Source organism: Gordonia alkanivorans, assembly GCF_004011905.1.
Classification (GTDB): domain Bacteria; phylum Actinomycetota; class Actinomycetes; order Mycobacteriales; family Mycobacteriaceae; genus Gordonia; species Gordonia alkanivorans.
This window is the reverse complement of record NZ_CP027114.1, coordinates 1,635,632-1,649,962: the sequence shown is the minus strand read 5'-3', so window position 1 is coordinate 1,649,962 and position 14,331 is coordinate 1,635,632. Positions and strand designations below refer to the sequence as shown.

The 14,331-nt window shown below is 67.2% G+C and carries 14 protein-coding genes and 1 pseudogene; 14 read left to right on the top strand and 1 reads right to left on the bottom strand.

All coding sequences use genetic code 11. The features are described from left to right. Together C5O27_RS07560 and C5O27_RS07555 are read left to right on the top strand one after the other, a co-directional pair. Entirely contained in the window at positions 1 to 1,239 is a 1,239-nt protein-coding gene (locus tag C5O27_RS07560; RefSeq protein ID WP_127963784.1) for a cytochrome P450, read from the top strand. Positions 1,240 to 1,282: 43 nt separating this feature from the next. Beyond that, entirely contained in the window at positions 1,283 to 1,882 is a 600-nt protein-coding gene (locus tag C5O27_RS07555; RefSeq protein WP_127962363.1) for a mycothiol-dependent nitroreductase Rv2466c family protein, read from the top strand. On the opposite strand, the gene C5O27_RS07550 is transcribed toward C5O27_RS07555, so the two are convergent. After that, entirely contained in the window at positions 1,883 to 2,656 is a 774-nt protein-coding gene (locus tag C5O27_RS07550; protein WP_035754519.1) for a DUF427 domain-containing protein, read from the bottom strand. It lies immediately after the preceding gene. Between the two features lie 92 nt (positions 2,657 to 2,748). Between C5O27_RS07550 and C5O27_RS07545 the strand changes: the two genes are divergently transcribed. From C5O27_RS07545 to C5O27_RS07490, 12 genes and pseudogenes are all read left to right on the top strand, one after another. Beyond that, positions 2,749 to 3,645 carry an MBL fold metallo-hydrolase gene (locus C5O27_RS07545; RefSeq protein WP_127962362.1) on the top strand — a complete coding sequence of 299 codons (897 nt, stop codon included), beginning with the start codon at positions 2,749 to 2,751 and terminating at the stop codon, positions 3,643 to 3,645. Between the two features lie 49 nt (positions 3,646 to 3,694). Next, a pseudogene (locus C5O27_RS22940) lies at positions 3,695 to 3,832 on the top strand (DivIVA domain-containing protein); the annotation flags it as partial. Between the two features lie 131 nt (positions 3,833 to 3,963). After that, entirely contained in the window at positions 3,964 to 4,809 is an 846-nt protein-coding gene (locus tag C5O27_RS07535) for a 3-hydroxybutyryl-CoA dehydrogenase (RefSeq protein WP_127962361.1), read from the top strand. Positions 4,810 to 5,064: 255 nt separating this feature from the next. Further along, complete coding sequence (locus tag C5O27_RS07530; protein ID WP_127962360.1) at positions 5,065 to 6,081, top strand: ferritin-like domain-containing protein; 1,017 nt, start codon at positions 5,065 to 5,067, stop codon at positions 6,079 to 6,081. A 169-nt stretch (positions 6,082 to 6,250) separates the two neighbouring features. Beyond that, positions 6,251 to 7,105, top strand: a complete 855-nt coding sequence (locus tag C5O27_RS07525; protein ID WP_127962359.1) for an oxygenase MpaB family protein — start codon at positions 6,251 to 6,253, stop codon at positions 7,103 to 7,105. Positions 7,106 to 7,220: 115 nt separating this feature from the next. Next, complete coding sequence (locus C5O27_RS07520; RefSeq protein WP_127962358.1) at positions 7,221 to 7,685, top strand: cupin domain-containing protein; 465 nt, start codon at positions 7,221 to 7,223, stop codon at positions 7,683 to 7,685. Between the two features lie 80 nt (positions 7,686 to 7,765). Further along, positions 7,766 to 8,239 (top strand): cupin domain-containing protein, encoded by a 474-nt coding sequence (locus C5O27_RS07515; protein WP_127962357.1) that lies wholly within the window; start codon positions 7,766 to 7,768, stop codon positions 8,237 to 8,239. 57 nt (positions 8,240 to 8,296) lie between these two features. After that, positions 8,297 to 9,352: an MBL fold metallo-hydrolase gene (locus C5O27_RS07510; protein WP_127962356.1), complete on the top strand. Its 1,056-nt coding sequence runs from the start codon at positions 8,297 to 8,299 to the stop codon at positions 9,350 to 9,352. An 87-nt stretch (positions 9,353 to 9,439) separates the two neighbouring features. Then, the gene (locus C5O27_RS07505) at positions 9,440 to 9,871 is read left to right on the top strand and encodes a Fur family transcriptional regulator (RefSeq protein ID WP_127962355.1); all 432 of its coding nucleotides are present in this window, start codon (positions 9,440 to 9,442) and stop codon (positions 9,869 to 9,871) included. A 49-nt stretch (positions 9,872 to 9,920) separates the two neighbouring features. Next, complete coding sequence (gene katG, locus C5O27_RS07500; protein ID WP_127962354.1) at positions 9,921 to 12,143, top strand: catalase/peroxidase HPI; 2,223 nt, start codon at positions 9,921 to 9,923, stop codon at positions 12,141 to 12,143. A 150-nt stretch (positions 12,144 to 12,293) separates the two neighbouring features. Next, entirely contained in the window at positions 12,294 to 12,659 is a 366-nt protein-coding gene (locus C5O27_RS07495; RefSeq protein WP_127962353.1) for an ArsR/SmtB family transcription factor, read from the top strand. Beyond that, positions 12,656 to 14,320, top strand: coding sequence for a SulP family inorganic anion transporter (locus C5O27_RS07490; RefSeq protein ID WP_127962352.1), 1,665 nt, complete (start codon positions 12,656 to 12,658; stop codon positions 14,318 to 14,320). The genes C5O27_RS07495 and C5O27_RS07490 overlap by 4 nt, the downstream gene beginning before the upstream one ends. The last annotated feature ends 11 nt before the right edge of the window (positions 14,321 to 14,331 follow it).

The following is a 14,331-nucleotide window of genomic DNA, read 5'->3' as shown; positions in this document are numbered from 1 at the left end:
ATGAGCGACGAGGCCGCCAACGTATTCGCCGATCCGACGGCCTACGCCGACGAGCCGCGACTGCACGCGGCGATGACCTACCTTCGAGCGCACAACCCGGTCGCCTACGTCGACAAGGCTCCGTACCGGCCCTTCTACGCGATCACCAAGCACGCCGACATCATGGACATCGAGCGCGACAACAACCTGTGGCTCAGCGAACCGCGCCCGGTGCTGGTAACCGCCGTGGCCGATGACTTCGCCAGGTCGCAGCTCGAGTCCGGCGCCGGGTTGCGCACCCTGATCCACATGGACGACCCACACCACAAGAAGGTGCGCGCGATCGGTCAGGATTGGTTCCGGCCGAACGCGTTGCGCGAGTTGCAAGTACAGGTGGACGCACTGGCGAAGCGTTACGTCGACAAGATGGTTGAGATCGGTCCGGAGTGTGACTTCGTCGAGGACATCGCCATCCACTTCCCGCTGTACGTGATCCTGTCGTTGCTGGGACTGCCCGAAGAGGACTTCCCTCGAATGCACCAGCTCACCCAGGAGATGTTCGGCGCCGACGACAAGGAGTACCAGCGCGGCGCCACGCTCGAGGAGCGGATGGCCACCCTGCTCGACTTCTTCAACTACTTCAGCACGCTGACCGCCTCCCGACGCGCGAATCCCACCGGCGACCTGGCGTCGGCAATCGCCAACGGCCGCATCGACGGTGAGCCTCTCTCCGACGTCGACACCGCCTCCTATTACGTGATCGTCGCCAGCGCCGGCCACGACACCACCAAGGACGCGATCTCCGGAGGTCTGCGCGCACTCATCGAGAACCCCGGCGAACTCGACCGTCTCCGCCGCGAGCCCGACCTCATCGGAACCGCGGTCGAGGAGATGATCCGTTGGACCACTCCGGTCAAGGAGTTCATGCGCACCGCCGCCGCGGACACCACGGTGCGTGGCGTACCCATCAGCAAGGGCGAATCCGTCTATCTCGCTTACACTTCGGCAAACCGGGACGAAGAGATCTTCGACGACCCGTTCACCTTCGACGTCGGGCGCTTCCCGAACAGACACCTGGCCTTCGGTTACGGCGTGCATTTCTGTCTCGGCGCAGCGCTGGCCCGGATGGAGATGAGAAGCCTGTTCAGCGAACTGATCCCACGTCTGGACTCGATCGAGTTCGCCGGCGAGCCCGAGTTGGCCGCGACCGTGTTCGTCGGCGGCCTCAAGCACCTGCCGATCCGCTACTCCCTGCGTTGAGCCCCACGCATCGAACCCGGCCGAATTGGGTACACGCACGTCCATGACCCACTTCGACTTCTACTTCGATCCGGTGTGTCCGTTCGCCTGGGCGGCGTCACGATGGCTCCGTGACCGCGCGGCCGCCCACGGTGCCGACGTCGACTGGCATCTCATGAGCCTCGCGATCCTCAACGAGAACGAGGAACCCGACTCCGACGAACAGCGCCGCCGACTCGAGACGGCTCGCCGTCTGGGTCGCGTTATCGCAGCTGCGACCGCGAAAACCGGCGCAGACGCGATCGACCCGCTCTACACAGCGCTCGGCAAGCGAATCCACCACGCCGGCGACGAGATGACACCCGGTGTCGTCGCCGAGGTGCTGACCGCGGCAGGACTCCCCGCCGAACTGGCCGACGCCATGGACGACGAGTCGTTCGACACCGCGGTGCGTGAATCCCACCAGCGCGGTCAGGATGCTCTCGGTGAGGACGGCGGCAGCCCGATCCTCGGCATCGACGGCACCTTCTTCTTCGGTCCCGTGCTCGCCGACCTCCCGACCGGCGACGAGGCCGAGGCGCTCTACTCCTCGCTCGTCACCCTCGCGGGGACCCCGACCTTCGCCCAGTTGAAGCGACCGGCCGGTCCGCCGACGTTCTCGTGATCAGCGGATCTCCAGGTCGACCCGCTCGTCGTAGAAGCAGATGAGGTCCCGCACGGGCTCGGCGTCGTGCAGCGGATCGGTGTAGGTCCACGCGATGTCGGGGACGATCTCGTCGCCGACGAGTGCCGACCAGTACGTCGCCTGACCTTTGTAGGCGCACACGGTGACGGTGTCGGAGCGCTGGAGAACGTCCATCCGGACATCCTGCCGCGGGATGTAATGCCGCGGCGGCAGGTGCGTCTCCAGCAGCAGCGTGGGATTCCGGCTCTCGGCCAGTACCGTGTCCCCGATCCGTACGACGACGCGTCTGCTGGTGGGCAGGCAATCGATCCGTTGGTACGGGTCATGGGCGTGCCCCATGACGGTCTGTTCCTCCTCACGCCATTCGTCGAACGCGTCCCAGTCAAGTAGCACGTAGTCGGCGAGATCGGGGTCGTCGAGCCGGAAGGCGGCCCCGGCGAGCATCCGCCCGTCGGCAACGATGTCGTACGTCGCGCCCGACGCGGTGTGCAGCGCGAACGGATGCGCCGGGGTCAGGATCGGCGGGTGCTCGGCGGGCGGCATCGTCGGTCGGTGGTGTTCGAGCAGGCCCTCGATGTCGGCGGACGGTACCGCGTAGCACCCGACCACCCGGTGTGGCTCCCACACCTGGATCGGGGCGGCGGAATCGACGACCGCCTGGCCGTCGACGAATGCTCGGACCCGACGGCGCATGTCCGTCCACCGCAGCAGATCCACCTGAGACTTCGTGACTTCATCCAGTGACGTGGCCATGGACCGATGGTCCTCCGGCTCGTGTCGATTCGCCAGGGCCCGGGCGGCGACCACCGTTGACAGTTCGCTCGGCGCGCGGGTAGGCAGACGAGGTGACCACTGCGCCGAGCTTCACCGAAACCCGCTTCGACGAAGTCACGGTGCTGGCGCCGGCCGGCGGCGGAGCGTTCCCTCGCGGCAACACCGTCGTCGTGCACGGCAGCGAGGCGACGCTGGTCCTCGATCCCTCCCTCGACGTCGATCACGACCCCGTCGGCGCGGATGCGGTCATGATCAGCCACGCCCATGAGGACCACATCGCCGGACTGCGCCACTTCGACACCGCCAAGTACGCGCACCACGACGAGGTCGGCGGAGTCCGCTCACTTCAGGTCCTCCTCGACGGCTACGGACTCACGCCGGACGAACGCGCCGCGGTCGACGCCCAGATCGGGGACACCTTCGCGCTCCCACCCGGCTTCCCGGAGGCAGAGGGTGTAGGCGACGGTCATGTCTTCGACCTCGGCGACCTCACCGCGACGGTCGTCCACCTGCCCGGCCACACGCGCGGACACTGCGGTGTACTCGTGGAACCGACGGGCTTCTTCTACATCGCCGACATCGACCTCACGTCCTTCGGACCCATGTACGGCGACGTCGGCAGCAGCGTCGACGACTACCTGGCCTCCCTCGCGCGCGTCCGCGAGGTCGACGCCCGCTGGTACGGAACCTTCCATCAGAAGGGAGTCGTGGAGGGCGCCAAGGACTTCCGGGAACGCCTGACTGCGTACGAGGGCGTCATCCACCGCCGCGAAGAACGCCTGCTGGCGTTCCTCGACCGGCCCCGGCCACTCGACGAGATCGTCGAGTACCGTCTCGTGTACCGGCCGCATGTGCAGATGCCCTTCGTCGATGCCGTCGAGCGTCGCACGGCCGGACTCCATCTCGAGCGTCTCGCACGCCACGGCCAAGTCTCGACCACCGACGAGGGTGCCTTCTACCGGGTGTGACGTCGAGCCTGTGGACACCTGCACGGGTTGTCGCCATGTTGATGCGAAGATGACCCGCATGCTGACTCCTGACGACGTGCACCACGTTGCGTTCGGAAAGCCGCCGATCGGGAAGCGCGGCTACAACGAGGACCAGGTCGACCAATTCCTCGACGATGTGGAGGCAACTCTGCGCGACCTCTACGAGCGCCTCGCACGTTACGAGGGCCGTCCACTCTCCTGACGCCGGCTTCATCGCCGCGTTGCCCTGACCTCGACTCCGCCGGGCCGAGCCGACGTACTACCGTTTGTCGTGTAACTCGACTCGGAGGTTTTACTGTGCAGAACATCGGCGTCATCGGCGGCGGCACCATGGGAGCTGGCATCGCGGAGGTGTGCGCGAAGTCCGGCAGCGATGTCGTCATCATCGAGGTCAAGCAGGAGTTCGCCGACGCCGCGCGTGCGCGCGTCGAGAAGTCCCTGGCCCGCGCCGTCAGCAAGAACAAGCTCAGCCAGGAAGACGCCGACGCCGCTCTGGGTCGCCTGCGCGTCAGCCTCGATTACGCCGACCTCGCCGACCGCGACCTGGTCATCGAAGCCGCACCCGAGAACGAGCAGCTCAAGCGCGACATCTTCGCGCGCCTCGACGAGGCCGTCGGCGAGAACACCATCCTGGCCACCAACACCTCGTCGATCCCGATCATCAAGGTCGCCACCGCCACCAAGCGCCCCGAGCGCGTAGTGGGCGTCCACTTCTTCAACCCGGTTCCCGTGATGCCGCTGGTCGAGATCATCTCGACCCTGGTCACCGCGCCGGAGACCGCCGAGGCGGTCAGTACCTACGTCAAGGACGTCCTCGGCAAGAACCCGGTCAACGCCGGCGACCGTTCGGGCTTCATCGTCAACGCGCTGCTCATCCCGTACCTCTGCCAGGCCATCCGGATGTACGACTCCGGTTACGCCTCGGCCGAGGACATCGACACTGCGATGAAGGGCGGCTGCGGCTACCCGATGGGACCGCTGACCCTCGTCGACACCATCGGCCTCGACATCACCCTCGCCGCCGCCGAATCGCTTTACGAGGAGTTCGCCGAGCCGCACTTCGCGCCGCCGGCACTGCTGCGCCGCATGGTCGACGCCGGTCACCTGGGGCGTAAGTCCGGACGCGGTTTCTACACCTACTGATCCATTCGGGACGATCCCGACAGAACGCCCCCGACACGACGCACCGCGTCGATCGGGGGCGTTCTGTCGTCTTCGGGAGTTTCGCACCAAACCGTCTTCGCCGTGTGACCCACCTCACTCGTCACGTAATCGTCTGGTGTGCAACCGGTTTGATCGAGCGCCCACCTCCGATGTCGATACGCGGGTTACATCCGCTGCTGTCGTGGCAACACTCGGACGTAGACATCCACCGCGGATGAGAAGGGAACGAGACCGATGACTGTTTCGACCACCACCGTCCACCAGCAACTTCGCGCAATCCTCGCGATGACCCACACCGAGATCCAGATCGCCGAGACGCGTCAGGCCCAGGCCCGTACCGGCGCGATCCGCAAGGAGCTCTCCCAGAACGCCGACAACGCACGGCTGCGCGCCGAGGCCATCGAGGCCGCCCTCCGCGAACGCGGCGGACTCGTCGACGTGATCCGCCCCGTGATCGGCCGCGTCGGCGCCATGGCCAAGACCGTCGTCGAGCAGGCCCAGCCGCTCGATGAGGCACTTCTCGACGATCTCGCCCTCGAGCAGCGACTCCTGGCACGTTCGACGTACCTCAAGGCACTCGCCACCGGCCAGGAGGACAAGGAACTCGTCGACCTCGCCGAAAAGCTGATCGTCGCCCACACGGCGACGGTCGAGTGGCTGACCACAGTCCTCGCCGAAGAGGCCCTGGGCGGACCGACCGCACTGCGTCGAGGCCCGACCCAGTGGGTCAGCGGACTGGCGGCGCGTGCGCTCACCGCCCCGGCGAACGGCGCCTCGTGGGCCATCGACCGGACGGCCGACTTCGCTCGACAGATCCCCGATCCGATCGCGTTGGTACGCAGCCGATTCGCGAGCGCCGTCGACGACGCCGCGGATGCCGCTGCACGCGCCGGCGACGCCATCGAGAACGCCGGCACAGCGGTCTCGAAGACCGTCGCAGCCGGTCGTGACGCAGCACTCGAGGCCGTCGAGGACAGTGCCCGCGCCAACGGCGCCAAGGGTACTGCGGACGCACTCCACCAGCTCCGCGAGATCACCGGCACCGTCGAAGCCGAGGACCTGCCGATCGAGGGCTACACCGACCTCAACGTCGGCGATGCCGTGGCCGCGGTCAAGGACCTCACCACGCCGGCCGATCTGCGGGTGACCCTCGCTTACGAGGAGAACCACAAGAACCGCCAGCGGGTCGTCTCGGCGATCGAGATCCGTTTCGCCGAGCTCGCGAAGGAACTGGTCGGCATCGACAACTGATCCGACGTTCAGGCAACACGACGGCCGCCATCCCATCGGATGGCGGCCGTCGTCGTATGTCTGCAGCTCTGCACCCGGATCGTTGACACGATCCCGCCGATCTGCCACATTTGATCACACCTGTTGTCACATTATCGTGGCACGTGCAGCACCGATCCCGGGGGGGCCGATGTCTCAGCAGAAACGCAAGATGACGCGAGTCGAGATGGACAACATCGACAGCAGTTTCTTCGCGAAGTCCCTGCTGTCGATGGGGCAGACCATGAGCACGACCAACGTGATCATGCAGCTCGCCAACCCCGCCGTCGGCTACGGCGTCGCCCGCAGCAAGGTGGAGAACGGTCGCCTCGACAAGCACCCGGTGAAGCGGGCCCGTACTACCGCGTCGTACCTGGCGATCGCCGCGATGGGCAACGCCGACGACCGTCGCCGCTATCGCCAGGCGGTCAACGGCCAGCACGCCCAGGTGCGGTCGGAATCCGACAGCCCGGTCGAGTACAACGCGATGAACCCTGACCTCCAACTCTGGGTCGCCGCCTGCCTGTACGTCGGGTGGGAGGACATCTACGAGCGCGTCCACGGATCGCTGCGGGGCGCCGAACGCGAAGAGTTCTACCAGCAGGGCAAGGTGTGCGGTACGACGCTACAGATGCCTGCCGAGGCGTGGCCGGAGAGCCGCGAGGCCTTCGACGAGTACTGGGATTCCCAGGTCGCCCGCATCGAGATCAGCGACGAGATCCGGGAGTTCCTCCTCGACATCGCCAACTTCGGCTACGCGCCCAAGGCCGTCCAGGACCGCTACGGTCCGGTCAAGCTCCGCCGGACCATCGGCTACCTGCCCGGACCCTTCCGCGAGGCGCTGCGCGTCGAATGGACGGACGCGGACCAGAAGTGGTTCGACGCCTATGTCGGCAAACTCGTCGAGGCCGAGCGCCGGAAACCATTGTGGTTGTCGCAGATCGGTTTTCACATCCTCCTGCGCGACGTCCGCCTTCGTTGCCGGCTCGGGCTTCCGCTCGTCTGAGTTGTGCTCACGGGATCCGTTACCGCTCACGACATCCGGTGAGCGCGAACGGAGCGAGTGAGCGGAAATCGCGAAACCGCAGCTCACGCGCATCGTTCCGTCGTAATCTCGCGCAATGACCTTCCGCACCACGACACTCACCACCCTCGCTGCGGCGGCACTCCTCACACCTGTACTCCTCGGCCCGGTCGCCGCGAATGCGACTCCCTCGTCCGGGATTTCGGCGGTCACCCTCGCCCACACCGACATCCCGGCCGGACTCCTGCCGTTCATTCCCCAGGGAGCTCACGTCGAGGTCCGCGAGATCACCATCGCCCCCGGCGGCACCACCGGCTGGCACTACCACGACGCCCAGATCTACGGCTTCGTCCGACAGGGCACTCTCACCCACCCGGGAGCGGACTGCAAGCCGGTCGTCTACCAGGCGGGCCAGATCATCGAGGAGCCCGGCGGGAAGGTCAACACCCATGAGGGCACCAACCTCGGCACCGTCCCGGTGATCCTCGACGTCCTCTACGTGATGCCGCCCGGCAAGCCGTTGTCCGACGACGCCGCGGCACCGCCCTGCGCACAGGACTAGGCACCCGGCGGCCCTAACGAAACGGGAACGAATCGGTGTAACCGCAGGTCAAGGACATCGGCCCGACGTACCGTCGCCCGATGACCCGAACCATCCGCGCAGTTGCCGGCGCCGCCGTCGCCGCAGCCGCACTCCTGGCACCCGTCTTCGTCGGCCCCGCGACAGCGAACGCCACCGCCTCCACCGGGGTCTCGTCGAGAACACTGGCCCACACCGACATCCCGGTCGGACTCGTGCCGTTCATCCCGCAGGGAGCTCACGTCGAGGTCACCGAGACCACGATCGCGCCCGGCGGCACCACCGGCTGGCATTACCATGACGGCGAGACGTTCGCGTTCGTCCGTCAGGGCACGCTCACCCACCCGGAGTCGGACTGCAAACCGTCGATCTACCCGACCGGGAGCATCTTCAGCGATCCGCCAGGGAAGAAGCACGTCCACGAGGGGAAGAACGTCGGCGACGTCCCGGTGGTCATCGTCTTCCTGTACGTGACGCCTCCGGGTAAGCCGTTGTCGCAGGACGCCGACGCACCGGACTGCGCCAAGGCGTCGTAGGCGGCATCGGGGTCGACCCGGACGACTCCGGTTGCCGCAGCCGTAGACTCCCCACTCATGCCCCGTCGCGTCGTACTCGTCCTGTCGCTGCTCCTGGCCGTCGTCGCCACCTCGCTGCCGGGCGTCGGCAGCGCCCGCGCCGACTCCGCACTGGTCTCGGCCAGATCGGCCGTGTTCGGCGCCCACAACGTCGACCAGACCACCGGCGCGGTCCGTGACGACCGCGTCATCTTCTCCTGGTTCGGCGTCTCGAGCTTCGCCGTCGCCATGGCGGGCAAGGTGTTCCTCACCGACGCGTGGGTGCCCAACGCCTACCACGACCAGGTCCCGACGACCCGCGCGCAGATCGCCGCGATCAAGCCGTCGCACATCTTGATCGGACACGGGCACTTCGACCATGCCGCCGATGCTTCCGAGATCGCGAAGGCGTCCGGTGCCCGCCTCGTCGGGTCGGCCGGTCACTGCGCGTTCTTCCGTCGGCCCGGCGTCTCCTGCGACGCGGTGGTCGCTGCCGGTGCGCGTCCCGGCAGCACCCAGATCTACCGGGGCATCCCCGGGATCACGGTCACCGCGATGAGCAACATCCATTCGACCCTCAAGGCGCCCACGGGGCAGCATCCCCCGCTGCTGCCCATCCCGCCGAGCGACCGCCTGATCACCGATCCGCCGCATGCGGACGAACTCGGCCGTCTCGCCGGACACCTGAACGACCCGGAGGGCGGCGCGGTCCTCTACGCCTTCTCCGTCGGCGGCCGGCGGATCGTCTGGAACGACTCGGTCGGTCCGGTGAGCCAGGATCCCGGCGGCCGGGCGATCCTCGCCGGCCTCCGCGACCTCGGCCCCGTCGACCTGCACGTCGGCGCCATCCAGGGCTTCAACGAGATCACCAACGGCCTGGGCGACCCGCTGCATTACATCGACGCACTGCGCCCGAAAATCTTTGTGCCCAACCACCACGACGACTGGTTCCCGGTCATCGCGACCCCCGCGGTCAACCGCGAGCGGGCCTTCTTCGACGCCCTGAAGACCATCGACGCACGTCCCGAGGTCCGCTATCTCCGCGACCCGGAGGACTACCTGCGCCCCGACCGCGTCACGATCTCCCTGCGCTGATCGGTGTAAACCTCCTGTTCTCACGGAGTTTTGATCAGATCCAGAAAAACGCCGTGAACTCGTAGGCGGTGTGCCTATGGTGGTCGCGTGGCATCGACATCGGACTATGCCCAGCAACTCCGGGCCGCGGACCTTCGAGTCACCCAACCACGGGTGACGGTCATGCATGCAGTCGACGAACATCCCCACACCGACACCGAGACCATCTACGGCATCGTCCGCCAGACGCTGCCCACGGTGTCTCGCCAGGCCGTCTACGACGTCCTGCGGGCGCTGACCGAAACCGGTCTCATCCGGCGGATCCAACCGTCGGGTTCGGTGTCGCTCTACGAATTCCGCACCGGCGACAACCATCACCACGTCGTCTGTCGCTCGTGCGGAACCGTCGAGGACGTCGACTGCGCGATCGGTGAGGCGCCGTGCCTCACCGCCTCCCACGATCACGGTTTCGTCCTCGACGAGGCCGAGGTCATCTACTGGGGGCTCTGCCCGGATTGCGTCAGTTCAGCCCCGATTTGATCACGCCCGTGATCGCAGCCCAATCGGTTCCACCATCGAAAGGAATGTCGTGACCTCCGACAGCCGCCCGCCCAACCCCGCCGACACTCAGAGCAACAGCGAGAGCGAGAACCCGGCGATCCCGTCGCCGGAGCCGAAAGCGCATGCGCCGCTGACCAACAAGGACTGGTGGCCCGAGCAGATCGATCTGCAGAAGCTTCATGCGCATTCCCCGCTGTCCAACCCGCTCGGCGCGGACTTCGACTACAAGAAGGAATTCGCGAAGCTCGACGTCGAGGCACTCAAGGCCGACCTCGTCTCGATCATGACCCAGTCGCAGGACTGGTGGCCGGCGGACTACGGCCACTACGGCGGCCTGTTCATCCGCATGAGCTGGCACGCGGCCGGCACCTACCGCATCTACGACGGCCGCGGCGGCGGCGGTCAGGGTGCGCAGCGCTTCGCCCCGCTCAACAGCTGGCCCGACAACGCGAACCTGGACAAGGCGCGTCGCCTGCTGTGGCCGGTCAAGCAGAAGTACGGCACCAAGCTGTCCTGGGCCGACCTGCTGGTGTTCGCCGGCAACGTCGCCCTGGAGTCGATGGGCTTCAAGACCTTCGGCTTCGGCTTCGGACGCGCGGACATCTGGGAGCCGGAGGAGGTGTTCTGGGGCCCTGAGGACACCTGGAAGGGCACCGACAAGCGCTACTCCGGCGAGCGCGACCTCGCCAAGCCGCTGGGCGCCACCACGATGGGCCTCATCTATGTGAATCCCGAAGGGCCCGAAGGCAAGCCGGACCCGGTCGCCGCGGCCTACGACATCCGCGAGACGTTTTCCCGTATGGCCATGAACGATGAGGAGACCGCCGCGCTCATCATCGGCGGTCACACCTTCGGCAAGACCCACGGCGCCGGCGACGCGAGCCTCGTCGGCCCCGAGCCCGAGGCCGCGCCGATCGAGCAGCAGGGCCTGGGCTGGAAGTCCAGCTACGGCAGCGGCAAGGCGGAGGACACCATCACCAGTGGCCTCGAGGTCGTCTGGACCAACACACCGACCCAGTGGGACAACAGCTTCCTCGAGATCCTGTACGGCTACGAGTGGGAACTGCAGAAGAGCCCGGCCGGCGCCTGGCAGTACGTCGCCAAGGACGGTGCGGGCGCGGGCACGATTCCCGACCCGTTCGGCGGTCCCGGACGTGCGCCGACGATGCTGGTCACCGACGTCTCGATGCGCGAGTCGCCGATCTACGCCGACATCACGCGCCGCTGGCTCGACCACCCCGAGGAGCTCGAGGAGGCCTTCGCCAAGGCCTGGTACAAGTTGCTCCACCGCGACCTCGGTCCGGTCAGCCGCTACCTCGGCCCCTGGGTTCCCGAGCCGCAGATCTGGCAGGACCCCGTGCCCGCCGTCGACCACGAACTGATCGACGACGCCGACGCCGCGTCGCTGAAGGGCAAGCTGCTGGAGGCACTTTCGCCGACGCAGCTGCTGAAGACCTCGTGGGCGTCGGCAGCCAGCTTCCGCAGCACCGACAAGCGCGGCGGCGCCAACGGCGCACGCATCCGCCTCGAACCCCAGAAGAACTGGGAGATCAACGAGCCGGGCGAGCTCGCCAAGGTGCTGCCGGTGTACGAGCAGGTCCAGAAGGACTTCAACGACTCCGCCGCCGGCGGCAAGAAGGTCTCCCTGGCCGACCTCATCATCCTCGGCGGCGCGGCCGCGGTCGAGAAGGCCGCGGAGGCAGCCGGATTCCCGGTCACCGTGCCGTTCACACCGGGACGCACCGACGCCTCGCAGGAGAGCACCGACGTCGACTCGTTCGAGGTTCTCGAACCTCGCGCCGACGGTTTCCGCAACTACAGCCGTGGCGGCGAGAAGGCACCGCTGGAGGAGTTGCTCCTCGAACGTGCCTACATGCTCGATCTGACCGCCCCGGAGCTCACCGTGCTCATCGGTGGTCTCCGTGTCCTCGACGTCAACTACAGCGGATCGAAGCACGGCGTGTTCACCGACCGCCCGGGCGTCCTGACGACCGACTTCTTCCGCAATGTCCTCGACATGGGTTACGAGTGGAAGTCGGGCACCGACGAGAACGTCTACGAGGTCGTCGACCGCGCGTCCGGTGAGACCAAGTGGACGGCGACCACCGCCGACCTGGTGTTCGGTTCCCACTCGCAGCTCCGCGCGCTCTCCGAGGTCTACGCTCAGGAGGATTCGGCAGAGCGTTTCGTCAACGACTTCGTCAAGGCGTGGGTGAAGGTGTCGAACAATGATCGTTTCGATCTGGGCTGATCCAGCCTGATCGATCGGGGGCACCCCGCGGACCAGGGCCGCGGGGTGCTTCCGTGTCGGGGACCGGTTATAGTATGGATTGAAGAGTTTCTCAATCCGTCAATCCATCACCTGGACCACCTGCGCCCACCGATCGCCGCTGGAGTACCCGTGACCGATACCGGCCCCGACAAGCCGCTGTACGAGATCAAGGCCAACCTGTTCAAGGCCCTCGCGCACCCCGCACGTATCCGTGTCCTCGAGGTCCTCAGCGCCAACGGTGATCCGACGCCGGTCAGTGAACTCCTGGCCGCCACCGACCTCGAGCCGACGCTGCTGTCCCAGCATCTGGGCGTCCTCAAGCGGAACCGCGTGGTCACCGCGAACCGGGTCGGCAACGCCGTCTTCTACGAACTCGCCCACCCGAAGATCTCCGACCTCCTGGTCATCGCGCGCACATTCCTGATCGACACCCTCGACGCGCAGCGCGAGCAGTTCGATGCCATCTCCTCACTGCCACCGGTGACCCGGAAGTGAGTACCGCGATCGCCGGCACCCTCTCCCGGGTCGCCGGATTCCTGCCCCGCCGCAGCGACTACACGGGACTCCGACGCAGTTGGCGCGCCGACATCGTCGCGGGCATCACGGTCGGCGTCGTCGCCCTCCCGCTGGCCCTGGCATTCGGCATCAGTTCGGGTGTCGGCGCCGCCGCCGGCCTGATCACCGCCGTCGTCGCCGGACTCGTCGCCGCGATCTTCGGTGGCTCGCACGTCCAGGTCTCGGGCCCCACCGGCGCGATGGCCGTCATCCTCGCGCCCATCGTCGCCGAACACGGTCTGGGCAGCATCGCGATCGTCACCATTCTGGCCGGGGTCCTGGTGCTGATCGCCGGTGTCCTCGGTCTCGGTCGCGCCGTCACGTTCATCCCGTGGCCGGTCATCGAGGGGTTCACCCTCGGCATCGCCGCCATCATCTTCCTGCAGCAGGTACCGGCCGCATTCGGCACTGCCGCCCCGGCCGGCGAGCGCACCCTCAACGCCGCCGTCGACGTCGTCGTGCACGCCGACTGGACGGCCGCCTGGCCCGCACTGGCCGTCGTCGCGATGGTCGCCGTGATCATGGTCGTGCTGCCGCGCATCCACCGCGGCATCCCCGAGTCCCTCACCGCCGTCATCGTCGTCACCCTGATCGTCCACTTCACCGACCTCTTCGACGTCGCCAGCATCGGCGAGTTGCCGTCGTCGCTGCCCACGCCATCGATCCCGCACGTCGACCCGGCCATGCTGCAGTCGGTCCTCGGCGCCGCGGTCGCCATCGCAGCACTCGCCGCGATCGAGTCACTGCTGTCTGCGCGGGTCGCGGCCACCATGTCGCCGACGGGCCCCTACGACCCCGACCGCGAACTCTCCGGTCAGGGCCTGGCCTCGATCGCGTCGGGCCTGTTCGGCGGTATGCCCGCGACCGGCGCTATCGCCCGCACCGCGGTCAACGTCCGGTCCGGCGCCCGCACCCGGGTCGCCGCGATCGTGCATTCACTGCTGCTCCTCGCCGTCGTCTATCTGGCGACCGGGCCGGTCTCGACGATCCCCCTCGCCGCGCTGGCCGGGGTGCTCATGGTGACCGCGTTCCGCATGGTGTCGGCCGGTACCGTCCGCGCGATCCTGCGATCGACCCGCTCGGACGCGCTGATCTTCGTCATCACCGCGATCATCACCGTCACCCTCGACCTCATCGAAGCCGTCCAGATCGGCATCGTCGTGGCCGCGTTCTTCGCCCTCCGCCAGGTGGCGCAGCGGGCGAGTGTGACCCGCGAGCCCCTCCCCGGTGAACCGCACCCCGGCGACGAGCGGATCGCGTTGCTCCGGCTCGACGGCGCGATGTTCTTCGGCGCCGCCGAGAGGATCTCGACGACCATCGCCGAAGGCGCCGACCGCAACGAGTCGGTGTCGGTCGTCATCATCCGGATGTCCCGCCTCGGCATGCTCGACGCGACGGGCGCCCACTCGATGGCCGAGATCGTCGCCGAACTCGAGAAGCGCGGGATCACCGTCATCATCAAGGGCGTCCAGCACGAACACCTCGAACTCCTCGAAGGGGTCGGGGTCTTCGACTCGCTACGCCACGACAACCATCTCGTCGACACCCTCGACGAGGCCATCGCCCACGCGCGGAGTCACGTCGAACGCGAGAGAATGTGAACTACCTGCAT